The sequence below is a fragment of the Streptomyces sp. NPDC001933 genome (assembly GCF_042890955.1).
In the GTDB taxonomy this organism is placed as follows: Bacteria; Actinomycetota; Actinomycetes; order Streptomycetales; family Streptomycetaceae; genus Streptomyces.
Map to the genome: position 1 here is coordinate 151,344 of NZ_JBIASS010000008.1, position 25,105 is coordinate 176,448.

General features: G+C 70.9%; 20 protein-coding genes. 6 read left to right on the forward strand and 14 right to left on the reverse strand.

Going from position 1 to position 25,105, the window contains the following annotated elements:
- Positions 1–40 precede the first annotated feature (40 nt).
- Positions 41–886, reverse strand: a complete 846-nt coding sequence (locus ACFYY7_RS21190; protein ID WP_388663455.1) for an SDR family oxidoreductase — start codon at positions 884–886, stop codon at positions 41–43.
- A 287-nt stretch (positions 887–1,173) separates the two neighbouring features.
- Between ACFYY7_RS21190 and ACFYY7_RS21195 the strand changes: the two genes are divergently transcribed.
- Together ACFYY7_RS21195 and ACFYY7_RS21200 are read left to right on the forward strand one after the other, a co-directional pair.
- The gene (locus ACFYY7_RS21195; RefSeq protein ID WP_388663457.1) at positions 1,174–1,617 is read left to right on the forward strand and encodes a DUF6325 family protein; all 444 of its coding nucleotides are present in this window, start codon (positions 1,174–1,176) and stop codon (positions 1,615–1,617) included.
- A 105-nt stretch (positions 1,618–1,722) separates the two neighbouring features.
- Entirely contained in the window at positions 1,723–2,010 is a 288-nt protein-coding gene (locus tag ACFYY7_RS21200; protein WP_388663459.1) for an SHOCT domain-containing protein, read from the forward strand.
- Between the two features lie 67 nt (positions 2,011–2,077).
- On the opposite strand, the gene ACFYY7_RS21205 is transcribed toward ACFYY7_RS21200, so the two are convergent.
- Positions 2,078–2,737, reverse strand: a complete 660-nt coding sequence (locus ACFYY7_RS21205) for a hypothetical protein (protein ID WP_388663461.1) — start codon at positions 2,735–2,737, stop codon at positions 2,078–2,080.
- An 87-nt stretch (positions 2,738–2,824) separates the two neighbouring features.
- Here ACFYY7_RS21205 and ACFYY7_RS21210 point away from each other — a divergent pair, with 87 nt between their 5' ends.
- Positions 2,825–3,076 carry a DUF6011 domain-containing protein gene (locus ACFYY7_RS21210; RefSeq protein ID WP_351253771.1) on the forward strand — a complete coding sequence of 84 codons (252 nt, stop codon included), beginning with the start codon at positions 2,825–2,827 and terminating at the stop codon, positions 3,074–3,076.
- 11 nt (positions 3,077–3,087) lie between these two features.
- On the opposite strand, the gene ACFYY7_RS21215 is transcribed toward ACFYY7_RS21210, so the two are convergent.
- Positions 3,088–3,960, reverse strand: a complete 873-nt coding sequence (locus ACFYY7_RS21215) for an acyl-CoA thioesterase (RefSeq protein ID WP_388663463.1) — start codon at positions 3,958–3,960, stop codon at positions 3,088–3,090.
- Positions 3,961–4,009: 49 nt separating this feature from the next.
- Positions 4,010–6,583, reverse strand: a complete 2,574-nt coding sequence (locus ACFYY7_RS21220) for a DEAD/DEAH box helicase (RefSeq protein WP_388663465.1) — start codon at positions 6,581–6,583, stop codon at positions 4,010–4,012.
- A gap of 78 nt (positions 6,584–6,661) precedes the next feature.
- Between ACFYY7_RS21220 and ACFYY7_RS21225 the strand changes: the two genes are divergently transcribed.
- The gene (locus tag ACFYY7_RS21225) at positions 6,662–7,453 is read left to right on the forward strand and encodes a metal-dependent hydrolase (RefSeq protein ID WP_388663467.1); all 792 of its coding nucleotides are present in this window, start codon (positions 6,662–6,664) and stop codon (positions 7,451–7,453) included.
- 36 nt (positions 7,454–7,489) lie between these two features.
- Here the strand turns inward: ACFYY7_RS21225 and ACFYY7_RS21230 are convergent, their stop codons facing one another.
- The 5 genes from ACFYY7_RS21230 to ACFYY7_RS21250 form a co-directional block, all read right to left on the reverse strand.
- Positions 7,490–9,271 (reverse strand): ABC transporter ATP-binding protein, encoded by a 1,782-nt coding sequence (locus tag ACFYY7_RS21230; protein ID WP_388663468.1) that lies wholly within the window; start codon positions 9,269–9,271, stop codon positions 7,490–7,492.
- Entirely contained in the window at positions 9,268–11,175 is a 1,908-nt protein-coding gene (locus tag ACFYY7_RS21235; protein WP_388663470.1) for an ABC transporter transmembrane domain-containing protein, read from the reverse strand. The genes ACFYY7_RS21230 and ACFYY7_RS21235 overlap by 4 nt, the downstream gene beginning before the upstream one ends.
- Before the next feature lie 264 nt (positions 11,176–11,439).
- Positions 11,440–12,891: a Gfo/Idh/MocA family protein gene (locus ACFYY7_RS21240; protein WP_388663472.1), complete on the reverse strand. Its 1,452-nt coding sequence runs from the start codon at positions 12,889–12,891 to the stop codon at positions 11,440–11,442.
- 243 nt (positions 12,892–13,134) lie between these two features.
- A complete protein-coding gene (locus ACFYY7_RS21245) occupies positions 13,135–16,086 on the reverse strand; it encodes an FAD-binding and (Fe-S)-binding domain-containing protein (RefSeq protein ID WP_388663474.1) in 2,952 nt (983 codons plus the stop codon).
- A gap of 73 nt (positions 16,087–16,159) precedes the next feature.
- Positions 16,160–16,603 carry a MarR family winged helix-turn-helix transcriptional regulator gene (locus tag ACFYY7_RS21250; RefSeq protein ID WP_124719176.1) on the reverse strand — a complete coding sequence of 148 codons (444 nt, stop codon included), beginning with the start codon at positions 16,601–16,603 and terminating at the stop codon, positions 16,160–16,162.
- A gap of 147 nt (positions 16,604–16,750) precedes the next feature.
- On the opposite strand from ACFYY7_RS21250, the gene ACFYY7_RS21255 reads away from it, so the two are divergent.
- Both ACFYY7_RS21255 and mltG read left to right on the forward strand, forming a co-directional pair.
- A complete protein-coding gene (locus ACFYY7_RS21255) occupies positions 16,751–18,556 on the forward strand; it encodes an ABC transporter ATP-binding protein (protein WP_388663477.1) in 1,806 nt (601 codons plus the stop codon).
- Between the two features lie 377 nt (positions 18,557–18,933).
- A complete protein-coding gene (gene mltG / locus ACFYY7_RS21260) occupies positions 18,934–19,782 on the forward strand; it encodes an endolytic transglycosylase MltG (RefSeq protein ID WP_388663478.1) in 849 nt (282 codons plus the stop codon).
- A 46-nt stretch (positions 19,783–19,828) separates the two neighbouring features.
- Here the strand turns inward: mltG and ACFYY7_RS21265 are convergent, their stop codons facing one another.
- From ACFYY7_RS21265 to ACFYY7_RS21285, 5 genes are all read right to left on the reverse strand, one after another.
- Positions 19,829–20,941 carry an NAD(P)-binding domain-containing protein gene (locus ACFYY7_RS21265; RefSeq protein ID WP_388663480.1) on the reverse strand — a complete coding sequence of 371 codons (1,113 nt, stop codon included), beginning with the start codon at positions 20,939–20,941 and terminating at the stop codon, positions 19,829–19,831.
- 120 nt (positions 20,942–21,061) lie between these two features.
- Positions 21,062–22,270, reverse strand: coding sequence for an LLM class flavin-dependent oxidoreductase (locus ACFYY7_RS21270; RefSeq protein ID WP_388663482.1), 1,209 nt, complete (start codon positions 22,268–22,270; stop codon positions 21,062–21,064).
- Positions 22,267–23,298 (reverse strand): ABC transporter substrate-binding protein, encoded by a 1,032-nt coding sequence (locus ACFYY7_RS21275; RefSeq protein ID WP_388663484.1) that lies wholly within the window; start codon positions 23,296–23,298, stop codon positions 22,267–22,269. The genes ACFYY7_RS21270 and ACFYY7_RS21275 overlap by 4 nt, the downstream gene beginning before the upstream one ends.
- A gap of 68 nt (positions 23,299–23,366) precedes the next feature.
- On the reverse strand, positions 23,367–24,152 hold the full coding sequence (locus tag ACFYY7_RS21280; RefSeq protein ID WP_388663486.1) for an ABC transporter ATP-binding protein: 786 nt from the start codon (positions 24,150–24,152) through the stop codon (positions 23,367–23,369).
- On the reverse strand, positions 24,125–25,018 hold the full coding sequence (locus ACFYY7_RS21285; protein ID WP_388663487.1) for an ABC transporter permease: 894 nt from the start codon (positions 25,016–25,018) through the stop codon (positions 24,125–24,127). Before ACFYY7_RS21285 ends, ACFYY7_RS21280 begins: the two co-directional genes overlap by 28 nt.
- Positions 25,019–25,105: the final 87 nt, after the last annotated feature.

Consider the following 25,105-nt stretch of genomic DNA (forward strand, 5'->3'; position numbering starts at 1 on the left):
TCCTCGGATGCCAGGTGACCGGCCGCCCTCGCGAACAGGGTCAGCCCCCGGTGGCGAAGCCGGGGAAGAGAGTCATCCCGCCGTCGACGTAGAGGGTGGTGCCCACGACGTAATCCATCAGGTCCGAGGCCAGCAGGGTCACCGCGGTGGCGATGTCCGGCGGATCGCCCACCCTGCGGTAGGGGATCAGCTTGAGGAGTTCGGCCTCGGCCTCGGGGGTGTCCCAGGCGCTGGTGTTGATGGGGGTGCGGATGGCACCGGGGGCCACGGCGTTGACCCGGATGCCTCGGGGTGCGCATTCCTGGGCCAGGGTCTGCATCAGCATGAGGACGCCGCCCTTGGACGCGGCATAGTTCAGATGCCCCGACCACGGAATGATCTGGTGGACCGAGCTCATGCAGATGATCTTCCCGGCGGCGCGGGACACCTCGGGCACGACGCCCCGGCGGTCGAACTCCCTGACCGCCTCCCGGGCGCACAGGAACTGTCCGGTGAGATTGACGTCCAGCACCTTGTTCCACTGGTCCAGGGTCATCTCCGCGGCGGCGGCGTCCCGCTGCAGGCCGGCGTTGGCGACCAGGACGTCGACCGTGCCGAACTCCTCGACCATGCGGGCGAACATGGCGACGACCTGATCCTCCCGGGAGACGTCCGCCTCATGGGCGTACGCCCGCACCCCGAAGCTCTCGATCTCCCGCACCACGTCCTCGGCCGCCTCACGGCCGGCGACGTAGTTGACGACGACATCGGCACCCGCCTGCCCCAGCTCCACCGCGGTCGCCCTGCCGATGCCGGAGCTCGCACCCGTCACCAGTGCCTTCTGGCCCTGCAACAGGGGCAACGGCATCCGCTGCCGGGCCGCGTCCGCCGGTGAAGGTGAAGTCATCCTCGTCTCCCGTCGTCCCGCGCGTGGCGATGTCCGGGCCCCGCAGGAATCCGGACCGGCCCGGGCAGGCCGTCCGCGCGCGACAACCATCCGTGGCGGCCGGGCACGGGCTTGGCACGGCTCGCACCACTCGGCTGTCGGAGTGACCCGCTGTCCCTCCGACGGAGCAACCGGGGCCGCGTCCGTCCGCCGCCACGACCGAGATGCGCACAGGCCCGCCCACTGTTCCAATGACGGAGGCACAGGCCCTGGCGGACCCGGGGCAGTCGAGATTCTGAGGAGCCGGTGTGAGCAGCGAGACCGACGAGACGGGGCCGATCGACTACCTGGTGATCGAATTCCCGGGCAGCCGGATGACGGGCGAGGGACTGCCCCTGCTGGTCGACCTGGTCGACCGGGGAATCATCCGGATCCTGGACCTGGTCTTCCTCCGCAAGAGCGAGGACGGAACGGTCGCGGGCGTGGAGCTCTCCGAGCTGACCGCGAACGGGCACGAGGACCTGGCCGTGTTCGAAGGGGTGTCCTCCGGCCTGCTCGGCCGGGACGACATCGACGAGGTGAGCGCGATTCTCGAACCGGGCAGCGCCGCCGGGATCGTCATCTACGAGAACGTGTGGGCCGGACCGCTCGCGGCCGCGCTGCGCCGCTCGGGGGGACGCCTCGTCGCCAACGGGCGCATCCCGGTCCAGGAGATCCTGGCATCGCTCGACGCGGCCGAGGCCGGGGTCTGAACAGGCCGGCCCCGCAGCGCCGACCGGTCCTCGTGGCACCGTCCGGCCCCCCGAACCAGCCAGTCAACCGGCCCCCCGCACCAGCCAGTCAAAAGGAGATGCACCATGCCAGGCCTTCTTCGTGGCGTCGCCCGTACAGCGGTGATCGCCGGAACCGCCACCTCGGTCTCCAACCGGGTCTCCCGGCGGCAGGCGGGCCGCTGGGCGCGCCAGGACGCCGAGCAGGCGCAGGCCCAGCAGGCCGCCACGGCGCCCCCGCCCACGTCCCTCGCGCCGGAGGACGAGATGAGCAACAAGATCGCCCAGCTCAAGGACCTCGGCGATCTCAAGAGCCAGGGAGTGCTGAGCGAGAGCGAGTTCGAGGCACAGAAGGCCAGAATCCTCGGCTCCTGACCGGCCCGGCCGGGCGACCGGGACCGCGCCGGCCCCCGCTGGGCGACGGGGGCCGCGACGGCCCGGCTCACTCCCGCTTGTCGTCCCAGGGCGTGCCCAGCCAGCCGTCGAAGGTACGGATCAGCGCGCACAGCGCCGCCGCGAGCCGCCAGTCGACCCACGGCGCGTGGACATGGACCTCGTCGTCGTCCGAGAAGAACTCCAGCGGAACCTCCCGGCCGGCCCGCCAGATGACGCGTCGCGGCCCGCGCGCCACATCGCCCCCGCCGCTCAGCAGGCTGCCCACGCCGATCGCCACCTGGACCGGGAACAGCAGCCACCACACGTACCACCAGAAGATCCGGCCCTTGAAGCCGACCGCCTCCGGGCAGCCGGTCTGGGCGACCGTCCAGCGGGTCCGCAGCCCTCTGCCGTGGAGGGCCTTCTCCCGGACGAGCGTGCCGATCAGCTCGCCCTGCGCGCCCAGCACCCGGTACGTGGCCACGCCGTCGGCCGCGGACGCGGTGACGAGGGTGGCCTGCCGGGTCCGGCGCTCGCCGTCGGCCCACAGGACGAAGGAACGAACCCCCGACTTGCGGGCAGCGAGGTACGCGGGTGCCCCGCCCTCCGGCAGTTCGCGCTCCACATGCGCGACCACCCGGGACTCGCCGCCGGGCGCGTCGGCGAACTCGACGACATGGCCGACGGGCGAGGCCGCGGCCGGCTTCATGGTCAGCACGCTGCTCACCGGTGAACTCCTCCGTTGTGTGCTGCTCGGATGTCTGCTTGCTGCTCGGACGCCGCACAGCGGACGGCGCCCTGAGAAGATCGATCCGTGGAATCCGCCGAGCCCCTCCCCGAGCCGTTCCCCGGAACCGGCGCCGAGCCCCCGCCCGGGGACGACCCGGCCGGCCGCACCGCCCGCCGGAAGGTGGTGCGCTGCCGCATGTGCGGCCGCCCGCTCACCGGTACGGCCTCCCGCCGCACCGGCCTCGGCCCCGCCTGCGACGCCAAGCTCCACCCGGCGCCCCCGGACATCCGCACCCGCCGCCACGAGGTCGAGCAGGACCCGCTGCCCGGCATCTGAGCCGGACACGGCTACTCACCGAGACGGCGGAACAGCCCCTCCTGCACCACGGAAACCAGCAGGTTGCCGCCCCGGTCGTAGATCCGGCCCCGTGCCAGCCCCCGGCCGCCCGTTGCGACCGGCGACTCCTGGTCGTAGAGGAACCACTCGTCCGCACGGAACGGACGGTGGAACCACATCGCGTGGTCCAGCGAGGCCATGTCGAAACCGCGCCGCCCCCACAACGGCTCCACCGGGATACGGACCGCGTCGAGCAGCGTCATGTCGCTGGCGTACGTCAGCGCACATGTGTGCACCAGAGGGTCGTCGCCCAGCGGGCCGACCGCCCGCATCCACACCGCGCTGCGCGGGTCCGCGTCCTCGACCTCCTCCTTCGTCCAGCGCAGCCGGTCGACGTACCTGATGTCGAAGGGCTGCCGGCGGGCCATCCGCTCCAGCGCCTCCGGGAGCGCCCCGAGGTGTTCCCGGACCTCCTCGGCGACGGTCGGCAGCTCCTCGGGGTCCGGGACCTCGCGGGCCGGCGGCAGCTGGTGCTCGAAGCCCGCCTCCTCCGGCCGGTGGAAGGACGCCGTCAGATTGAAGATCGTCCGGCCCTCCTGGACGGCCGTGACCCGGCGGGTGGTGAACGACCGGCCGTCCCGGACGCGCTCCACCTCGTACACGATCGGCACACCCGGCCGCCCCGGCCGCAGGAAGTACGCGTGCAGCGAGTGGACCGGCCGGTCCCCGTCGGTGGTCCGGCCGGCCGCCACCAGCGCCTGCCCGGCGACCTGCCCGCCGAAGACCCGCTGCAGGGACTCCTGCGGGCTGCGCCCACGGAATATGTTGACCTCGATCCGCTCCAGGTCGAGCAGATCGACCAGGCGCTCGGCGGGGTTCGTCATGCGGTTCGTCTCCACTCTCGCAACGGTGCCGCGCCCGCGGCGTACGTCCTCACAGCTGACCGACGGAGGTCACGCGGACCACGGCCCGGCCCTCCTCGTCGGAGGCGGCCAGATCGATCTCCGCGCTGATGCCCCAGTCGTGGTCGCCGTTGGGGTCGGCGAACGTCTGCCGGACCCGCCACAGCCCGTGCGCCGCGTCCTCGTCGATCTTCAGCAGCTTCGGACCGCGGGCGTCCGGACCGGTGCCCAGGTCGTCGTACTCGTCCCAGTAGGCGTCCATCGCATCGCCCCACGCGTCCTCGTCCCAGCCCGCGTCGCCGTCCAGCCCGCCGAGCTCGCCCACCTTGTCCAGCGCGGCCAGCTCCACCCGGCGGAACATCGCGTTGCGCACCAGGACCCGGAAGGCGCGGGCGTTGGCGGTCACCGGCTTCACCTCGTCGGCCCGCTCCTGCGCCTGCTCGGCGGTCTCCACCTCCGGGTTGGCCAGCTGCTCCCACTCGTCGAGCAGACTGGAGTCCACCTGCCGGACCATCTCGCCGAGCCAGGCGATCAGATCCTCCAGGTCCTCGGACTTGAGGTCGTCCGGGATGGTGTGCTCCAGCGCCTTGTACGCACTGGCCAGATAGCGCAGCACGATGCCCTCGGTGCGGGCCAGTTCGTAGTTGGAGGTGAACTCCGTGAACGTCATGGCACGTTCGTACATGTCACGGATCACGGACTTCGGCGAGACCGGGTGGTCGCCCACCCACGGGTGGCTCCTGCGGTACACGTCGTAGGCGTGCCACAACAACTCGCTCAGCGGCTTCGGGTACGTGACCTCCTGGAGCAGCTCCATCCGCTCCTCGTACTCGACACCGTCCGCCTTCATCTGCCCGACCGCTTCGCCGCGCGCCTTGTTCTGCTGCGCGGCGAGGATCTGCCGCGGGTCGTCGAGCGTCGACTCGACGACGGAGACCATGTCCAGGGCGTACGAGGGGGAATCCGGGTCCAGCAGGTCGAACGCGGCCAGCGCGAAGGTCGACAGCGGCTGGTTGAGCGCGAAGTCCTGCTGGAGATCGACGGTGAGCCGGACGATCCGGCCCTCCGCGTCCGGCTTGTCGAGCTGTTCCACGACGCCGCCGTCCAGCAGCGAGCGGTAGATCGCGATGGCCCGGCGGATGTGCCGCAGCTGCGCCCGGCGCGGCTCGTGGTTGTCCTCCAGCAGACGCCGCATCGCCTCGAAGGCGTTGCCGGGGCGGGCGATCACGGACAGCAGCATGGTGTGCGTGACGCGGAAGCGGGAGGTCAACGGCTCCGGGTCGGACTGGATCAGCTTGTCGAACGTGGTCTCCGACCAGGCGACGAAGCCCTCGGGGGCCTTCTTGCGGACCACCTTGCGCTTCTTCTTCGGGTCGTCGCCGGCTTTCTTGACGGCCTTCTCGTTCTCGATGACGTGCTCGGGTGCCTGCGCCACGACGAAGCCCGCCGTGTCGAAGCCGGCCCGGCCCGCGCGGCCGGCGATCTGATGGAACTCACGGGCCCGCAGCGTACGCACCCGGGTGCCGTCGTACTTGGTGAGCGCGGTGAACAGCACCGTACGGATGGGTACGTTGACGCCGACGCCGAGGGTGTCCGTACCGCAGATCACCTTCAGCAGACCGGCCTGGGCGAGCTTCTCCACCAGGCGCCGGTACTTCGGCAGCATGCCCGCGTGGTGCACCCCGATGCCGTGCCGTACATAGCGGGAGAGGTTCTGGCCGAACTTGGTGGTGAAGCGGAAGTTGCCGATCAGATCGGCGATCTTCTCCTTCTCCTCCTTGGTGCACATGTTGATGCTCATCAGCGACTGTGCCCGCTCGACGGCCGCGGCCTGGGTGAAGTGCACGATGTAGACCGGCGACTGCCTGGTGTCCAGGAGCTCGGTGAGGGTCTCGGTGATCGGGGTCAGCCGGTACTCGTAGCTGAGCGGGACCGGCCGGGTCGCCGAACGCACCACGGACGTGGGGCGGCCGGTACGGCGGGTCAGGTCCTCCTCGAACATCCGGACGTCGCCGAGCGTGGCCGACATCAGGATGAACTGGGCCTGCGGCAGCTCCAGCAGCGGGATCTGCCAGGCCCAGCCGCGGTCCTGCTCGGCGTAGAAGTGGAACTCGTCCATCACGACCTGGCCGATGTCGGCGTACTTGCCGTCACGCAGCGCGATGGAGGCCAGCACCTCGGCGGTGCAGCAGATCACCGGGGCATCCGCGTTGACCGAGGCGTCGCCGGTGAGCATGCCGACGTTCTCCGTACCGAACAGCTTGCACAGGTCGAAGAACTTCTCCGAGACCAGTGCCTTGATCGGCGCGGTGTAGAAGGTGACCTTGTCCTGGGCCAGCGCGGTGAAGTGCGCACCTGCCGCGACCAGGCTCTTTCCGGAGCCGGTCGGGGTGGAAAGGATCACATTCGCGCCGGAGACCACCTCGATCAGTGCCTCCTCCTGGGCCGGATAGAGGGTGATGCCCCGGGTCTCGGTCCATGACGAGAAAGCCTCGAAGAGGGCGTCGGGGTCGTCGGTCGGGGGCAGCTGATCGATAAGGGTCACGCCCCCATCTTGCCTGCCTTCCGCCCGGATGAGGGAACCGGACGACGGTATGAAGATCATGGGCGATACGCTTCCCACTCAACTCGGCCGTGCCACAACGGCAATGGCAGCGATACGACTCTGGGGGCGGGAAGAACCATGATGGGACCGGCACACTCTCTGTCAGGGGCGGCGGCCTGGCTGGGGGTGGGCGCGGCGGCGGCGGCCGCCGGCCATGCGATGCCGTGGCCCGTCCTCGTCGTCGGGGCGCTGATCACCGCCGGAGCCGCGCTGGCCCCGGACCTCGACCACAAGTCCGCGACCATCTCGCGCGCCTTCGGGCCGGTGTCCCGGGGGGTCTGCGAAATCGTCGACAAGCTCTCGCACGCCGTCTACAAGGCGACCCGGATGCGCGGTGACTCGACCCGCAACGGCGGCCACCGGACGCTGACCCACACCTGGGTGTGGGCGGTCCTGATCGGTGCCGGAGCCTCCGCCGCGGCGATCACCGGCGGCCGGTGGGCGGTGCTGGCGATCCTCTTCGTCCACCTGGTGCTCGCCGTCGAAGGGCTGCTGTGGCGCGCCGCCCGGATGTCCAGCGACGTCCTGGTCTGGCTGCTCGGCGCGACCAGCGCCTGGATACTGGCCGGTGTCCTGGACAAGCCGGGCAACGGCTCGGACTGGCTGTTCACCGCCCCCGGCCAGGAGTACCTGTGGCTCGGGCTGCCCATCGTGCTCGGCGCCCTCGTCCACGACATCGGCGACGCGCTCACCGTCTCGGGCTGCCCGATCCTGTGGCCCATCCCGATCGGCCGCAAGCGCTGGTACCCGATCGGCCCGCCGAAGGCCATGCGGTTCCGGGCCGGGAGCTGGGTGGAGCTGAAGGTGCTGATGCCGGCGTTCATGGTGCTCGGGGCAGTGGGCGGGGCGGCCGCGCTGAACTTCATCTGACCCGCCCCGCCGCTGACCGGCCCCGGGGCCGTGCGGTCAGCCGTGCCAGGACCGCCACAGCGCCGCGTACGCGCCGTCCGCCGCCACCAGCTCGTCATGACTGCCCAGCTCACTGATCCGGCCGCGCTCCACCACCGCGATCACATCGGCGTCGTGCGCGGTGTGCAGCCGGTGGGCGATCGCCACGACCGTACGGCCGTCCAGCACCCGGGCCAGTGAGCGCTCCAGGTGACGGGCGGCCCGCGGGTCCAGCAGGGATGTCGCCTCGTCCAGCACCAGCGTGTGCGGATCGGCCAGGACCAGCCGGGCCAGCGCGATCTGCTGGGCCTGCGCCGGGGTCAGCGCCAGACCACCGGAGCCGACCTCGGTGTCCAGCCCCTCCTGAAGAGCCTTTGCCCAGCCGTCCGCGTCGACGGCAGCGAGCGACGCCCACAACTCGGCGTCCTCGGCGCCCGTCCGGGCCAGCAGCAGGTTGTCGCGCAGCGAACCGACGAACACATGGTGCTCCTGGTTGACCAGCGCCACATGCGTACGTACGTCCTCCGCCCGCATCCGCGACAACTCGGCACCACCGAGCGTCACTTCGCCCACGCGCGGGGCGTAGATCCCGGCCAGCAACCGGCCCAGCGTGGACTTGCCGGCGCCGGACGGGCCGACCAGCGCCAGGCGCGTACCCGGCGCGACGTCCAGCGACACCCGGTGCAGGACGTCGAGCCCGGCGCGGTACCCGAAGCGCACCTCGTCGGCCCGGACGTCCCGGCCGTCCGGCACGACCTCCGCGTCCCCCGCGTCCGGTTCGATGTCCCGCACCCCGACCAGCCGGGCCAGCGACACCTGGGCGACCTGCAACTCGTCGTACCAGCGCAGGATCAGGCCGATCGGGTCGACCATCATCTGTGCCAGCAGCGCACCCGTGGTCAGCTGCCCCACGGTCAGCCAGCCCTCGATGACGAACCAGCCGCCGAGCATCAGCACCGCGCCCAGAATCGTCACATAGGTGACGTTGATGACGGGGAAGAGCACGGAGCGCAGGAAGAGTGTGTACCGTTCCCACGCCGTCCACTGGGCGATGCGGGTGTCCGACAGCGCCACCCGGCGCGCACCCAGCCGGTGCGCCTCCACGGTCCGTCCGGCGTCCACGGTCTCCGCGAGCATCGCGGCGACCGCGGCGTACCCCGCCGCCTCCGAACGGTACGCGGACGGTGCCCGCTTGAAGTACCAGCGGCAGCCGAGGATCAGCACGGGCAGGGCGAGCAGCACCGAGAGCGCCAGCGGCGGAGCCGTCACGGTGAGAGCGGTGAGCAGCAGCCCCGCCCACACCACACCGATCGCCAGCTGCGGCACGGCCTCGCGCATCGCGTTGGCCAGCCGGTCGATGTCCGTGGTGATCCTGGAGAGCAGATCGCCGGTCCCGGCCCGCTCCAGCACCCCCGGCGGCAGTCCCACCGACCGTACGAGGAAGTCCTCGCGCAGATCGGCCAGTATCTCCTCGCCGAGCATCGCGCTGCGCAGGCGCATCAGCCGGGTGAACACGGTCTGCACGACCAGCGCGAGCACGAACACCCCGGCGGTGCGCTCCAGATGGAGATCCCGCACCCCCTCGGAGAGGTCCTCGACCAGCCCGCCCAGCAGATACGGGCCGACGATCGACGCGATGACCGCGACGGCGTTGAACGCGACGAGCACTGTGAACCGCCCGCGATGGCGCCGCAACAGCTCCCGTACATAGCTCCGTACGGTGGTGGGGGTGCCGACCGGCAGGGTCGTCGCCGACTCCGGCGCGGCCGGGTCGTACGCCGGTACCGCTACGCCGATCATGCCCGTTCCTCGATTTCCTCGATCGTTCCGGTCGCGCCACAGGAGGCCAGGGCCGCGATCTCGTCGTCCGTCTCGCGTGTCACGACCGCCCGGTAGCGGGGCTCCGTGCGCAGGAGCTCGCGGTGCCCGCCGAAGGCGACGACGGTGCCCCTGTGCATCAGCACCACCCGGTCCGCGAGGTCGAGCAGCAGTGGCGAGGAGGCGAACGCCACGGTGGTACGGCCCTGGCGCAACGCCTTGATCCCGGCGGCCACCAGGGCCTCCGTGTGCGAGTCGACGGCGGAGGTCGGCTCGTCGAGAACCAGCGCCTCCGGGTCGGCCACCAGGGAGCGGGCCAGCGCGAGCCGCTGCCGCTGGCCGCCCGAGAGCGACCGGCCGCGTTCGGTGATCCGGGTCGTCATAGGGTCGCCGTCCGTGGTGGGCGACGCCTGCGCCAGGGAGTCCAGCACATCGCCGCACTGCGCGGCCGCCAGAGCCTCCTCGGTACGAACCCGGCCCGACGACGGGACGTCCAGCAGCTCGCGCAGCGTGCCGGAGAGCAGCACCGGGTCCTTGTCCTGGACGAGCACGGCGGTCCGTGCGGAGTCCAGCGTGAGCTCGTCCAGCGGCACGCCACCGAGCAGGACGGACGGCGCCGTCCGCGCCGCGGCGTCCCCGCCCGCGGAGCCGGGCGCTCCGTCCTCCGCCTCTGCGGCACTCCCGTCCGCGTCCGGAGCCGTGTCCGTCTCCGGGTCCGTCCGGGCGTGCCCGCCGAGCCGCTCCGCCAGCCGGCCCGCCTCGTCCGGATCGCCGCAGACCACCGCGGTGAACAGGCCGGCCGGGGCCATCAGACCGGTGACCGGGTCGTACAGATCACCGGTCGGCGCGGCGTCGGCGGCCGGTGCGGCATCGTCGCCCGACGGCTGGGCCGTGCGGTGCAACGACAGCACCCGGACCGCCCGCTGGGCGGAGGGCCGCGAGAAGGAGTACGCCATCGCGATCTCCTCCACGTGGCGGAGCGGGTACAGAAGCATGGCCGCCGCGCTGTACACCGTGACCAGCTGGCCGACCTCGATCCGGCCGTCCCGGGCCAGCATCGCCCCGTACACGACCAGCGAGATGAGCAGCACGCCCGGCAGCAGCACCTGGATCGCGGAGATCAGCGACCACATCCGCGCGCTGCGCACCGCGGCCTCGCGGACCTCCTGGGAGGCACGCCGATAGCGGCCGAGGAAGAGCTCCTCGCCGCCGATCCCGCGCAGCACCCGCAGCCCCGCCACGGTGTCCGAGGCCAGTTCCGTGGCCTTGCCCGCCTTCTCGCGCTGGAGGTCCGCACGCCGGGTCGCCCGGGGGAGCAGCGGTAGCACGGCGAGGGCCAGCAGCGGTACGGAGACCGCCACCAGAATCCCCAGCGACGGCAGATACAGCAGGAGCCCCACACAGATCAGCACCAGCGCGGCGGCCGCCGCGGCGAACCGCGAGAGCGCCTCGACGAACCAGCCGATCTTCTCGACGTCCGCTGTGGATACCGCGATCACCTCGCCCGCCGCGACCCGGCGCGTCAGCGCCGAACCGAGCTCCGCGGTCTTGCGGGCCAGCAGCTGCTGGACCCGGGCGGCGGCGGTGATCCAGTTGGTGACGGCCGTACGGTGCAGCATCGTGTCGCCCACCGCCATCAGCACGCCCAGGACCGCGATCAGCCCGCCCGACCACGCGAGCCGGCTGCCGGAACGGTCGACGACCGCCTGGACGGCCAGGCCGACGGCGGGCGGCAGACCGGCGAGGGAGCATTGGTGCAGCAGGCCCCAGGACAGGGAAGCGAGCTGGCCCCTGAGCTGGTTGCGGCCCAGCCAGAGCAGGAAGCGAGGGCCTGAGCGGACATCGGGATCGCCGGGATCCGGGTAGGGAAGATCGCGAATCTGCATGACGTCCCATGGTTCGGTGTGACTGGTGGTTCGGTGAATGGATCAAGACGAGTGATCCAAACCGTGCCAGGTTCACCCAGGGGCGTCGGATCGAGCAATTGGTTTTCTCCAGGAACGGCCGTATCGCGCCGCTGCCGCTGCCGCTGCCATCACCTGGGCTGCACAGGCACTGCCACTGCCACTGCCAGGGCCGCGACGCGCATGGGCGGGCGGGCCGGGCCGGCTCAGGCCCCAGCAGGGCCTGTGCCCGGCCCGGCCGGCCGGTCAGGCCTTCTCCGGGTTCTCCGAGTCCATGCCGGAGCGGGCCTTCTTCCACTTGCCGCGGGTGAAGTCCGGAATCTGCTGCGGCGCGCCCTTCGCCTTGATGGACAGGTGACTGAGCGGAACGGGCGACGTCCAGGTCGCCGCGTCGTACACATCGAAGTCGGGAACGAGGCCGAGCCGCATGCACTGCATCAGCCGGAACACCAGCATGTAGTCCATGCCGCCGTGGCCGCCGGGCGGGTTGGCGTGCTCCTTCCACAGCCAGTGGTCCCACTCCTGGTACTTGGAGAAGTCGCCCCAGCTGTCATTGGTGTGGTCGGGCTCGATGTAGATACGGGCGGGGTAGTCCTCGAAGACGCCCTTCGTGCCGCCTAGGCTGTTGATCCGCGAGTACGGATGCGGGGTGGACACGTCGTGCTCCAGCCGGATGACCCGTCCCTTGGCGGTCTGGACGAGACTGATGGTCCGGTCGGACTCGATATAGGTCTCCTTCCAGCTCGGGTCGCCGGCCGGCATGTTCTTCTCGCGGTACTCGGCGAGCCCGAGGGACGGGGAACCGACACTGGTGATGCTCACCGCGCGGTCGCCGCGGTTGATGTCCATGTAATTGGCGACCGGGCCGAACCCGTGGTTGGGGTAGAGGTCGCCGCGCAGCCTGGTGTGCCACAGCCTGCGCCAAGGGCCTTCGTAGTAGTCCGGGTCGAACATCAGGCCGCGCAGATCGTGGTTGTAGGCGCCCGCGCCGTGCAGCAGATCACCGAAGAGACCGGCGTGCGCCATGCGCAGCACCCGCATCTCGTTCCGCCCGTAACAGCAGTTCTCCAGCTGCATGCAGTGGCGCCTGGTCCGCTCGGACAGGTCGACCAGCTCCCAGAGCTGGTCGAGCTGGAGCGCGATCGGACACTCCACACCGACGTGCTTGCCGTTCAGCATGGCGGTCTTCGCCATCTGGAAGTGGAAGTCCCAGGGCGTCGCCACATAGACGAAGTCGATGTCCCCGCGCTTGCAGAGGTTCTCGTAGTCGTCCTCGCCGTTGGTGTAGACGGCGGGCGCCGGCTGACCCGCGGCGGTCACCTTCGCGGCGGCCCGCTGCGCCTTGGCCTTGACCGGGTCGCACACGGCGACGACCTGTACGCCGGTGACGGCGAGGAAGAGGTCGATCATGCTGCCACCGCGATTGCCGAGGCCGACGATGCCGACCCGCACGGTGGAGCGCCCCTCGAAGGGGACCCCCACCATGGTCGCGCCCTGGCGCTTCGGAGCGGCCGGCTGGTCCGCAGTGGCGGCCTCGGGGCCCCGGACGGGGGCGGCGGCTGCGGAGGAGGTGCCGAGAGCGCCGAGTCCGAGCCCGGCACCGGCCACCGAGGCGGTCGTCCGGAGGACCGAGCGGCGGCTCACGGAACCCTCGTCGCCACCCTGCGTACCGTCGTGTCGCTGTGCTGCGTCGTTCATCGATCCTCCAGAAAGGGGGTCTGACGTGCGCGGCTGGTTAATGAACTTCGGTAAGGACCCTGGTAGTTGAGTCTGTTGTTGCGCAAGGGGGGCGATTGGACTCCTGTGTCGAAACCATGGACTTTCGTGCCCGCACGAAGAAGCCGGGCGGGCTCGAACGCGTCGAGCCCGCCCGGCGGTCCGGGACGGCGAACGGGGGCCGTGCGGCCCGGTGATCAGTGAACAACGGCCCCGGTTCGGTGGTCAGCGCACGACGGCCCCCGGCCGGGTGGCCCGCTCCAACTCCATCAGCACCGAGTAGTACTGCTGCCCCGTTGCCCGGTCCATGCCGATCTCGCACATGCGGTTGGCCGAGAGGTACGCGTCGTACTCGCGCGCCTTCACCTCGGCGGCCTCCTTCGCCGTCGCCGAGGCCGTCAACTCCTTGTGCAGCATGCCCCGGTCGCCGGCGAAGGCGCAGCACCCGGCGTCGTCGGGGATCACGACCTCCTCGGCGCAGGCCTCCGCGACCGTACGCAACTGCTCCACATCGTCCAGATGCTGCATGGAGCACGTCGGATGCAGAACCGCCGACCCGGTCTTCCGCAGCACCGTCAGCTCCGGAAGCAGCTCGTCGGCCGCCCAGACGAGGGAGTCGACGATGGTCAGCTCCCGGTGCAACTCCCGGTTGTCATCGGTGAGATACGGCACCACCTCATGGGCGATGCCCAGGGTGCACGAAGAGGCGTCGACGACCAGCGGCAGCTTTCCGCCGGCCGTCCAGCCCCAGGCCGCCTCCACGATGCGGTTGGCCATCACGGCGTTGCCCTCGTCGTAACCCTTGGAGTGCCAGATCGTCGCGCAGCAGGTCCCCGCGACATCGTCGGGGATCCACACCGGCTTTCCGGCGCGGGCGGACACGGCGACGACGGCCTGCGGGAGCGAAGGACCACGATGGCCCTCGGGGCCGCCGAAGATGCGGTTCACACACGCCGGGTAGTAGACGGCGCTCGCCCCGACGCGGGAGGTCCGGGGCAGCTTCCGGGCGGCGGCGCCGGGAATCTCCGGCAGCCACTCGGGCACCAGATCGGGGCGCACGGCCCTGCGGGCGAGAGCGGTGATGGTCTCCAGCGGTCCGTCACCGAGCCGGTCACCGATCCGGTCGGCCGCGGCCACCGCGAGCCGCGCCGCCGCCTCCACCGCCTTGAAGTTCTTCGCTGTGAGCGCCGCGATGCGCTCCTCGCGCGGCGAGTGCCGCCGGTGGCGGAAGTCCTTCATCATCGCGCCGGTGTCGATGCCCACCGGGCAGGCGAGCTTGCACGTCGAGTCGCCCGCACAGGTGTCGACGGCGTCGTAGCCGTAAGCGTCGAGCAGCTGCGTCTCCACCGGGGAGCCGTCAGGCTGGCGCAGCATCTCCCGCCGCAGCACGATCCGCTGGCGCGGGGACGTCGTCAGATCGTGGCTGGGGCAGGTGGGTTCGCAGAAGCCGCACTCGATGCAGGGATCGGCGATCGCCTCGACCTCGGGGATGGTCTTCAGCCCGCGCAGATGGGCCTTCGGGTCGCGGTCGAGGACGATCCGGGGAGCCAGGACGCCGTCGGGGTCGATGATCTGCTTGGTGCGCCACATCAGCTCGGTCGCCTTGGGACCCCACTCCAGCTCCAGGAACGGGGCGATGTTGCGGCCGGTGGCGTGCTCGGCCTTCAGGGAGCCGTCGAAGCGCTCCACCGTCAGCCGGCAGAAGTCGTCCATGAACGCGGCGTACCGGTCGACGTCGGACGGCTTCGCCGCGTCGAAGGCGAGCAGGAAGTGCAGGTTCCCGTGTGCGGCGTGGCCGGCGACGGCGGCGTCGAAGCCGTGCTGCGCCTGGAGACCGAGCAGCGCCTCGCAGGCCTCGGCCAGCCGGGAGGGCGGCACCGCGAAGTCCTCCGTGATCAGCGTCGTGCCCGAGGGCCGGGAGCCGCCGACCGCGCTGACGAATGCCTTGCGGGCCTTCCAGTACCCGGAGATGACCTTGGCATCGCGGGTGAACGCATTGGTCACCGAGGGGACGGGCGCGACCAGGTCGAGCTCCTCCACGACGGCCGCCGCCGCCCGCTCGTACGCCTCCTGGCCGGGCTCGTCCGGAGCGCGGAACTCCACCAGGAGTGCCGTGGTCGCCTTGGGCAGCTCGGCCCAGTCCGCCGGTACGCCCTTGACGCTCACCGAGGCGCGCAGCGTATTGCCGTCCATCAGCTCGACGGCGATCGCGCCCGCCTCGTTGAAACGGGGCACGGCGGCCGCCGCCGCGGTGAGGGAAGGGAAGAACAGCAGGGCCGTGGAGATCCGGCGGTCCAGCGGCAGCGTGTCGAAGACGACCTCGGAGATGAAGCCGAAGGTGCCCTCGGAACCGACCATCAGGCCGCGCAGGATCTGGACCGGCGTCGAGCCGTCCAGGAAGGCGTCGAGCCGGTAGCCGTTGGTGTTCTTGATCTCGTACTTGGCCCGGATCCGGGCCGTGAGCTCCGCGTCCGCCTCGATCTCCGCCTTCAGGGCCAGCAGCCCTTCGCAGAGCCCCGGCTCGGCGCGGGCGAGGTTCTCGTCCGCGGCCGGGTCGCCCGTGTCGACGACGGTGCCGCTCGGCAGCACGAAGGTGAGGGAGGAGACCGTGCGGTACGAATTGCGGGTCGTGCCCGCCGTCATCCCCGAGGCGTTGTTGGCGACGACTCCGCCGATCGTGCAGGCGATCGCGCTGGCCGGGTCGGGGCCCAGCAGCCGGCCGTGCCGGACGAGGGCGGCGTTGGCCCGCACGACCGTCGTACCCGGGCGGATGCGCGCCCGCGCTCCGTCGTCCAGCACCTCGATGCCCGCCCAGTGGTGGCGGACGTCGACCAGGATGTCCTCGCCCTGGGCCTGGCCGTTCAGGCTGGTGCCGGCGGCCCGGAAGACGACCTCGCGGCCCCTGCCGTGCGCGTACGACAGGATCGCCGAGACGTCGTCGATGTCCTGCGGGACCACCACGACCTGGGGGAGGAAACGGTAAGGACTGGCGTCGGAGGCGTACTTCACCAGGTCGGAGACCTTCCAGAGCACCTTCTCCGGCCCGAGCAGGGCGATCAGCTCGCCGCGCAGCGGTTCGGGCGTGCCCGGAGCCTGCCGGTCGGGGACCCGGTCCACGGAGGGCTTGCGCGCCGCGTCGGGACGCAGTGCTTCCGGCTTCGGCTCCAGCAATGGCATGTCGAGGTCTCCTCGGCGGTTCGGTTCGGTACCACGGCGGCGGACGCGCCGCCCGGTGTCCAGGGGGCGTCCGTCAGCAGCGGCGCTCCGGCATTCCGTTGACCAGAGCGGACAGCAGTCCGCCGAGCACCTCGCGCTGATCGGCGGTCAGTGGAGCCAGGATCTCCTCTGCGGCGGCCCGTCGCGCGTCACGCAACGAGCGGAGGGTGGCGAGTCCCTCCTCGGTGATCTCGATGCGGACCACCCGGCGGCTGTCCGGATCGGGGGCGCGGCGCACCCGTCCGCTCGCCTCCAGACCGTCGACCAGGGTGGTCACGGCGCGCGGGACGACGTCCAGGCGCTGTGCGAGATCGGCCATCCGGGGCGGGCCGTCGTAATGCGCGACGGTGCGCAGCAGCCGGAACTGCGCGGGCGTGATGCCGATCGGCTCCAGCTGGCGGCTCTGAATCCGCTGGAGCCTGCGGGTCACCCGCAGCAACTGCTCGGCGAGCACGCCGTCGGCGTCGGAGGAGTCCATGGTGGGAACAATATCAGGATCTTGTTCATTGTGAGTATAGGTAACAATGAGCTATGCTCTCAAAAATCGGCTCGCCCGCGCGCTCGCCCGGTCCCCCGATCGAGCCCCGCCCGGGTCACAGCCGTCGCACGCCCGACGAAGGAGCCCATGAAACCCGACGCGATCAACTGGACACCCCCGCCGCGGGACGAGAGCCGTCCGCCCGCCGAAGTGCGCCGCATCCTGCGCCTCTTCCGTCCCTACCGAGGCCGGCTGGCGCTGGTCGGCCTGCTCGTCGGCGCTTCGTCACTGGTATCGGTCGCCTCCCCGTTCCTGCTGCGCGAGATCCTGGACACGGCCATTCCCCAGGGGCGTACGGGACTGCTGTCCCTGCTCGCCCTCGGCATGATCCTCACCGCCGTGACGACCAGCGTCTTCGGCGTCCTGCAGACCCTGATCTCCACCACGGTCGGCCAGCGGGTCATGCACGACCTGCGCACCGCCGTCTACGCCCAGTTGCAGCGGATGCCGCTCGCCTTCTTCACCCGGACGCGCACGGGCGAGGTCCAGTCCCGCATCGCCAACGACATCGGCGGCATGCAGGCGACCGTCACCTCCACGGCGACGTCACTGGTCTCCAACCTCACCGCGGTCATCGCCACGGTCGTCGCCATGCTGGCCCTCGACTGGCGGCTCACCCTTGTCTCGCTCCTGCTGCTGCCGGTCTTCGTCTGGATCAGCCGCCGGGTCGGCCGTGAGCGCAAGAAGATCACCACCCGGCGCCAGAAGCAGATGGCCGCGATGGCGGCCACGGTGACCGAGTCGCTCTCCGTCAGCGGCATCCTGCTGGGCCGGACCATGGGCCGCGCGGACTCCCTCACCAAGGGCTTCGCCGAGGAGTCCGAGAAGCTCGTCGACCTCGAAGTGCGCTCCAGCATGGCCGGGCGGTGGCGGATGTCCACGATCGGCATCGTCATGGCCGCCATGCCCGCGTTCATCTACTGGGCGGCGGGCCTCGCCCTGCAGTCCGGCGGACCCGCCGTCTCCATCGGCACGCTCGTCGCCTTCGTCTCGCTCCAGCAGGGCCTCTTCCGGCCCGCCGTGAGCCTGCTCTCCACCGGTGTGGACATGCAGACGTCCCTCGCGCTCTTCCAGCGGATCTTCGAGTACCTCGACCTCGAAGTGGACATCACCGAGCCCGAGAACCCGGTCCGGCTGGAGAGCATCCGCGGCGAGATCCGCTTCGAGGATGTCGATTTCAGCTACGACGAGAAGAGCGGCCCGACCCTCAGCGGCATCGATGTGACAGTCCCGGCCGGCGGCAGCCTGGCGGTCGTCGGCCCGACCGGATCCGGCAAGTCCACGCTCAGCTATCTGGTGCCCAGGCTCTACGACGTCACCGGCGGCCGGGTCACGCTCGACGGGGTCGACGTACGCGATCTCGATTTCGACACCCTGGCCAGAGCCGTGGGTGTGGTCTCCCAGGAGACCTACCTCTTCCATGCCTCGGTCGCCGACAACCTGCGCTTCGCCAAGCCGGACGCGACCGACGCCGAGATCGAGGCGGCGGCCCGTGCGGCACAGATCCACGACCACATCGCCTCACTGCCCGACGGCTACGACACCCTTGTCGGTGAACGCGGCTACCGCTTCTCCGGCGGTGAGAAGCAGCGCCTCGCCATCGCCCGCACGATCCTGCGCGACCCGCCGGTCCTGGTGCTCGACGAGGCGACGAGCGCCCTCGACACCCGTACGGAATTCGCAGTGCAGGAAGCCATCGACGCGCTCTCCGAGGGGCGCACCACCATCACCATCGCGCACCGGCTCTCCACCGTCCGCGACGCCGACCAGATCGTCGTCCTGGACCGCGGCCGGACCGCCGAGCGCGGCAGCCACGAGGAGCTGCTCCAGCAGGAAGGCCGCTATGCCGCGCTGGTCCGGAGGGACACCCAACTGGCCCCCGCGACAGGCTGATCGACGAGGCCGGGGGGCCGTCGGGCCGCACACGCGGCGACGCCGCCGCTCCCGTGGGACGGGGAGCGACGGCGCCGGGCGGAGCAATAGTCAGACGAGCCAACCCACGAAGTGGACGATGCCGGCGAGCAGGTTGGTGAGGAAGTTCATTTGGTGCTTCTCCTTGTGCGTATTGCAAATCTGGGACAGCGCAATCGCGGTCTGCAGCCCGTCGCTTGCGCCCTGTAATCATCCTGCGTCACAGCGGAGTTGAGCAACGAATCCCGGAACGATCACGCGTTCCAGCGAACACCCGATCCCCTGTTCGTGTGTTCCATTCATGAACCGCGGGGCTCGTGTCGTCAGGGCCGGGTTCCGGGCGGCGGGATAGCGTGCGCATGGTGAACGAACCCCCGGACGCCCCGCCCCGTCGCCCTCTCCGCCCGACCCGGCGCGGCCGTCTGGTCCTGTTCATCGGAGCCGCCCTCGTCCTGGTCGTGGCAGCGGCAGTGCTCGTACCGCTGCTGACGAGAGGGCCGAAGGTCGAGCAGGCCCGCTCGCTCGTCATCCCCGAGGGATGGCGGGCCTCCCAGGTGTACGCGGCGGTCGACAAGTCCCTCGATGCCGAGCCCGGGACCACCGAGAAGGCCGCCGCCACGACGGACCTGCCGCTCCCGGCCGCGGCGAAGGGCAACCCCGAGGGCTACCTCTTCCCGGCGACGTACCCCGTCACCTCCGCCACGACCCCGCAGAGCCTGCTCCGGTACATGGCCGACACCGCGGTCGAACGATTCGGCGCGGACCACATCGCCGAGGGCGCGCAACGCAACGGCGTATCGGTGTACCAGACGGTGACGATCGCGAGCATCGTGCAGGCCGAGGCGGACACCGTGGCCGACATGGGCAAGGTCGCCAGAGTGATCTACAACCGACTGGACCGGGGCATGCCGCTCCAGATGGATTCCACACTCAACTACGCGCTGAACCGCAGCACCCTGCACACCACCACGGGCGACACGAAGATCGACAGCCCGTACAACAGCTACGAGCGCGAGGGGCTGCCTCCCACCCCCATCGGGAACCCGGGGGAGCAGGCGATGACGGCGGCGATCGACCCCGCTCCCGGAGCATGGCTGTACTTCGTCACGGTCGCGCCGGGGGACACCCGATTCACCAGCAGCTATACGGAACACCAGAGAAACGTGGCGGAGTTCAACCGCAACCGCCGCAGCGCGTCCGCTCGTTGATCCCCCGCAGCCGTCGCAGCGGGTCCGCCGGCTGAGCCCCGCCCCGTCACACCGAGGCGGGCGTGAACACCTCGTCGACGTCCGCCGCCGTGTTCTTCTCGTCCAGCAGCCGGCCGATCGCGCGCACCGCGGCCCGCCCCGCCCGGTTGGCGCCGATCGTGCTGGCGGACGGCCCGTACCCGACGAGGTGGACGCGCGCGTCCCGGACCGCCCGGGTGCCCTCGACCCGGATGCCGCCGCCCGGCTCGCGCAGCTTCAGCGGTGCGAGATGGTCGATGGCGGCCCGGAATCCGGTGGCCCAGAGGATGACGTCCGCCTCGACCGTCCGCCCGTCGTCCCACGCCACCCCGCTCGGAGTGATCCGGTCGAACATGGGCAGCCGGTCCAGCACCCCCGTCTCACGGGCCCGCCGCACCGCGTCGGTGAGCGGCAGCCCGGTCACGGACACCACACTCTGCGGCGGCAGCCCGCGCCGCACCCGCTCCTCCACCATCGCCACCGCGGCCCGCCCCCGGTCCGCGTCGAAGGGGCCGTCCCGGAAGACCGGCGGCCGCCGTGTCACCCAGTACGTCTCGGCCGCCACCTCGGCGATCTCCATCAGATGCTGCGTCCCCGAGGCCCCGCCGCCGACCACCACCACACGCTGCCCGGCGAACTCCGCCGGACCTGGGTAGTTCGCGGTGTGCAACTGCCGCCCCAGGAAGCTCTCCTGGCCCGGGTAGCGCGGCCAGAACGGCCGGTCCCAGGTGCCGGTGGCGTTGATCAGGGCACGGGCGGCGTACGTACCCTCGGAGCTCTCGACGAGCAGCCGCCCGTCGGCGCCCTCGCGTACCGCGCTCACCTCCACGGGCCGGTGGACGCGCAGGTCGAAGGTGCGCTCGTACTCGGCGAAGTACTCACCGATCACCTCGGAGGAGGGCCGGCGGTCGTCAGCTCCGGTGAGCTCCATGCCGGGCAGTGCGTGCATGCCGTGGACCTTGCCGTAGGTGAGCGAGGGCCAGCGGAACTGCCAGGCCCCACCGGGGTGCGGGGCATGGTCGAGCACGACGAAGTCGCGATCGGGCTCCAGGCCGGCGCGGCGCAGATGGTAGGCGCCGGACAGACCTGCCTGTCCGGCGCCGATCACGACGACATCGACCTCGCGTGCTGCTGCGGCCACCCCAGAGTTGTTCACGTTTCTACTAACTCTGTCGCGGTCCAGGATCTTCCCAGATCGGCCAGGCCCGGCCCCGGGGCTTCCCCTGCCGGTCGACGGGCCGGCCCGCTGGTCGCCGCCCGGTCAGCGGCCCCCGGCGACCAGCAGCGGCGCCCCGCCCGGCGCCGACGCCGGCCGGCCGTTCGCGGCAGGCACCCCGAGCAGCGGCGACGCCGGTACGGTCGAAAGCAGGCCGCGCGCCGCCAGCTCGGGCGTCACGCCCTCGCCGAACCAGTACGCCTCCTCCAGATGCGGGTAACCGGACAGCACGAAATGCTCCACACCCAGCGCGTGGTACTCCTCGATCCGGTCGGCGACCTCCGCATGACTGCCCACCAGCGCGGTTCCGGCACCGCCCCGCACCAGCCCGACGCCCGCCCACAGGTTCGGCGAGATCTCCAGCTTGTCGCGCGAACCGCCGTGCAGCGCCAGCATCCGCTGCTGCCCGACCGACTCGCTCCGCCCCAGCGCCTGCTGGGCGGCCGCGATCGTCCCGGCATCGAGATCGCCCAGCAGCCGGTCGGCCGTCGCCCATGCCTCGCGCGAGGAGTCGCGCGAGATCGTGTGCAGCCGGATGCCGAAGCGGACCGTACGGCCCTGCTCCTCGGCCAGGCCGCGGATCCAGTCGATCTTCTCCTTCACCGCGGCCGGCGGCTCGCCCCAGGTCAGATAGACATCGGCATGCGCGGCGGCCACCGGGCCCGCCGCCGCCGACGACCCGCCGAAGAAGATGTCCGGCAGCGGGTCCGGCGGCAGCGCGGTCAGCCCGCCCTCCACCTGGTAGTGCTCACCCTCGAAGTCGAAGGGCCGCCCGCTCCACGCGCCCCGCACCACCGACAGGAACTCCGCGGTCCGCGGGTAACGCCGGTCGTGGTCCAGGTGGTCGCCGAACCGCCGCTGCTCCGTCGAGTCACCACCCGTGACGACGTTGAGCAGCAGCCGCCCCCGGGTGATCCGCTGATAGGTCGCCGCCATCTGCGCGGCGAGCACCGGTGAGATCACCCCCGGCCGGAACGCCACCAGGAACTTCAGCCGTTCGGTGTGCTGGGCCAGGGCCACCGTCGTCAGCCAGGCGTCCTCGCACCAGGTACCGGTGGGCGTCAGCACGGCCTCGAAGCCCAACTGCTCGGCGGCCTTGGCGATCTGCGCCAGGTATTCGATGTCGGGGGCGCGCACGCCGCTCACCGGAGTGATCCGGTCCCGCTTGATCCCGCCGTCGGTGTAGGCGTGCCGGTCGACGAGCGTACGTCCGTCGCCACCGGTGGGCAGGAACCAGTGCAGATGAACATTCATGACGAGGCCTTTCCGAAGGAGCGGGGAGCGGCGGAGGACGGAGGCAGATCGCGGTTGAAACGGGGGTCGACGTACTTCTCGAAGGAGAAGCGCCTCGGAATGAGCTCCAGATCGGCGAAGGTGTCGGCGATCGCCTGCTCGGAGGCGATCGCGGCAGGATCGAGGGCCACGGACACCCGGGTTCCGGCACTGCGCCTGACCGCGTCCAGGGCCACCTCGTACGGCAGCCCGGTCTCCTTCGCCCAGACCTTCGCCCAGGCATCGGGATGTTTGAACACCCAGGACTGTGCCCGCTGCAGACGGAGCAGCAGATCACCGATGGCCCGGGACTTCCCGGGGTCCTTCAGCGCGGCAGGCGAGGCCACCTGGAAGCTGAGACCGTTCACGACACCCTGACCGGTGGTCAGAACCCGGGACTTCGTGGTGCGCAGAACCTGCGAGGTGTACGGGTCCCAGATCGCCCAGGCGTCGACCTTGCCCCGGCTGAACACGGCCAGCGCGTCCGCCGGCTGAAGGTACTTCGGCTTCACGTCCTCGATGCCGAGCCCCGCCTTCTTCAGCGAGGCGATCAGCTGGTAGTGGGCCGAACTGCCCTGCGCCACAGCGATCGACCGGCCCCTGAGCTGCTTCGGGGACTTCAGTGGCGAGTCCTCGGGTACGACGATGGCCTCGCCGTCGGACGATCCGTGTGCGGCGCCCACCACGACGATCCTGGAATCGGAACCCGCCGCGAAGACGGGTGGTGTGTTGCCGACGCCCCCGAGGTCCACGGCCTGGGCGTTGACCGCCTCCAGGAGCGGTGGGCCGGAGGTGAAGGTCGACCATTTGATCCGGTAGTCGAGATCGTCCAGTTCACCGGAGGCCCGCAGGATGGCTTCGTAACCACCCTTCTGGTCGCCGACGGCGAGGGTGACACTGCCCTTCCCGTCGGTGCCACTGGTGGTGGTGGCGGCGGACGTGGCACCGCCGCAGGCGGACAGCAGCAGAGCCAGGGGCAGCAGGAGGGCGGGCAGAGCGCGGCTTCTCATCGGATCCTCTTTCGTCTTTCGTCATGAGCGGCGGGAGCCGGGGAGACAGATGGCCGGCAGCCCCCGTCTCAGGCGGCCTCGCCGGGCGCGGGGGGTGCGGCGGATGCGTCGCCGTCGACGCCCAACTCGGCCAGCAGCCGGGAGCGCAAGGCCGTGAACCCGGCATCGCTCGCACTGCGTGGCCGGTCCAGACCGACGGGCGTGTCGTACGCGATCGCCCCGTCCCGCATCACCAGTGCGCGGTCGGCCAGCAGCAGCGCCTCGTCCACATCGTGGGTGACCAGCAGTACGGCGCAGCCGCGCCGCTGCCAGAGCTCGGCCACCAGTCGCTGCGCCTTGATGCGGGTCAACGCGTCCAGCGCGCCGAACGGTTCGTCGAGGAGCAGCAGATCGGGCTCACGCACCAGGGCGCGGGCCAGTGAGGCGCGTTGCGCCTCGCCCCCCGAGAGCGTCTTGGGCCACGCCCCGGACCGCTCCCCGAGCCCGACTTCCGCCAACGCGCGCTCGGCAACGGCCCGTTCGGTCCTTCCGGGCAGACCGAGCAGCACATTGCGCCAGACCCGCTTCCACGGCATGAGCCGTGGTGCCTGGAAGGCGACCGCCCGTCGCCTCGGCACGAGCACCGTGCCCTCGATCTCACGGTCCAGCCCGGCGAGCACTCGCAGCAGTGTCGACTTCCCGCAGCCGCTGCGACCGAGTAGCGCGGTGAACTCCCCGGCGCGCAGGGTGAGATCGAGCCCGTCGACGACGGCCCTGCCGTCGAAGGAACGGGTCAGTCCCCGCACCCGCACCGCGCTCTCGGTGGGGCCGGCCGGTGCGGCGGGGCTCACTGCCCCGCGAAGGCCGGTCGCCATTGCAGCAGCAGCCTTTCGAGTGTGCGGACGATGACATCGGCGGTGAGGCCGAGGAAGGCGTAGACGACGAGGCAGACGACGATGACGTCGGTACGGAAGAACTCCCGGGCCTGGTTCATCAGGAAGCCGATCCCGGCGTCGGCGTTGACGGACTCGCCGAAGACCAGGGCCAGCCACGCGGTGGCGAGCGAGTACCGGAGCCCGGTCATGGCCCCGGGCAGCGCGCCCGGCAGCACGACATGCCGGATCAGTCCCCACCGTCCGAGCCCCAACGACGCACCAGCCTCGATGAGTTGGGCGTCGACACCGCGAATGCCCGCGTACACATTGAGGTACAGATGAAAGGCCACACCGAGCGCGATGAGCGCCACCTTCGGGGCCTCGCCGATGCCCAGCCAGATGATGAAGAGCGGGATCAGCCCGACCCAGGGGACGGTGCGCAGCATCTGCACACTCGCGTCCACGAGATCCTCGCCGAGCTGCGAGAGCCCGGAAACCAGCGCGAGCGCCGTTCCGGCAACACCCCCGAGCGCCAGCCCCGCGGCGACCCGCTGAAGCGAGATCCCCATCGCCGAGGGCAGCGTCCCGTCGGCGATCAGATCCGATCCGGCACGGGCGATGGTGCCGGGCGAGGCGAGTACATCGGCGTGCAGGATCCCGGTGGCACTGAGCACCTGCCACAGCGCGAGCAGCAGCAGCGGCCCGATGGCACGCCGAAGCCAACGGGGCAGGGCCCGCAGGCGCGCCCTCCGTGCGGAGTCCGGCACGACAGGTTCCAGGTCGAGCGGCCTGCGGTCGGGAGAAACAGGAAACTTACCGGATTCTGAAGACATATCCGGTGGTGCGAGGGCATGGCTGATGGCCATGAGGGCTCCACGAGCAGTCCATGGACAGGGGGAGGCGCACCGCGACCAGGGCAGCGCGAGCCCCCGCTGCCGTCACGGCAGCGGGGT

Bases quoted from the DNA above. Each gene is read 5' to 3' on its own strand.
- ACFYY7_RS21245 (WP_388663474.1), bottom strand. From the start codon at position 16,086: ATGCCATTGCTGGAGCCGAAGCCGGAAGCACTGCGTCCCGACGCGGCG.
- ACFYY7_RS21270 (WP_388663482.1), bottom strand. From the start codon at position 22,270: ATGAATGTTCATCTGCACTGGTTCCTGCCCACCGGTGGCGACGGACGT.
- ACFYY7_RS21285 (WP_388663487.1), bottom strand. From the start codon at position 25,018: ATGGCCATCAGCCATGCCCTCGCACCACCGGATATGTCTTCAGAATCC.
- ACFYY7_RS21255 (WP_388663477.1), top strand. From the start codon at position 16,751: ATGAAACCCGACGCGATCAACTGGACACCCCCGCCGCGGGACGAGAGC.
- ACFYY7_RS21190 (WP_388663455.1), bottom strand. From the start codon at position 886: ATGACTTCACCTTCACCGGCGGACGCGGCCCGGCAGCGGATGCCGTTG.
- ACFYY7_RS21200 (WP_388663459.1), top strand. From the start codon at position 1,723: ATGCCAGGCCTTCTTCGTGGCGTCGCCCGTACAGCGGTGATCGCCGGA.
- ACFYY7_RS21230 (WP_388663468.1), bottom strand. From the start codon at position 9,271: ATGATCGGCGTAGCGGTACCGGCGTACGACCCGGCCGCGCCGGAGTCG.
- ACFYY7_RS21275 (WP_388663484.1), bottom strand. From the start codon at position 23,298: ATGAGAAGCCGCGCTCTGCCCGCCCTCCTGCTGCCCCTGGCTCTGCTG.
- ACFYY7_RS21235 (WP_388663470.1), bottom strand. From the start codon at position 11,175: ATGCAGATTCGCGATCTTCCCTACCCGGATCCCGGCGATCCCGATGTC.
- ACFYY7_RS21215 (WP_388663463.1), bottom strand. From the start codon at position 3,960: ATGACGAACCCCGCCGAGCGCCTGGTCGATCTGCTCGACCTGGAGCGG.
- mltG (WP_388663478.1), top strand. From the start codon at position 18,934: ATGGTGAACGAACCCCCGGACGCCCCGCCCCGTCGCCCTCTCCGCCCG.
- ACFYY7_RS21225 (WP_388663467.1), top strand. From the start codon at position 6,662: ATGATGGGACCGGCACACTCTCTGTCAGGGGCGGCGGCCTGGCTGGGG.
- ACFYY7_RS21250 (WP_124719176.1), bottom strand. From the start codon at position 16,603: ATGGACTCCTCCGACGCCGACGGCGTGCTCGCCGAGCAGTTGCTGCGG.
- ACFYY7_RS21220 (WP_388663465.1), bottom strand. From the start codon at position 6,583: ATGATCTTCATACCGTCGTCCGGTTCCCTCATCCGGGCGGAAGGCAGG.
- ACFYY7_RS21240 (WP_388663472.1), bottom strand. From the start codon at position 12,891: ATGAACGACGCAGCACAGCGACACGACGGTACGCAGGGTGGCGACGAG.
- ACFYY7_RS21280 (WP_388663486.1), bottom strand. From the start codon at position 24,152: ATGGCGACCGGCCTTCGCGGGGCAGTGAGCCCCGCCGCACCGGCCGGC.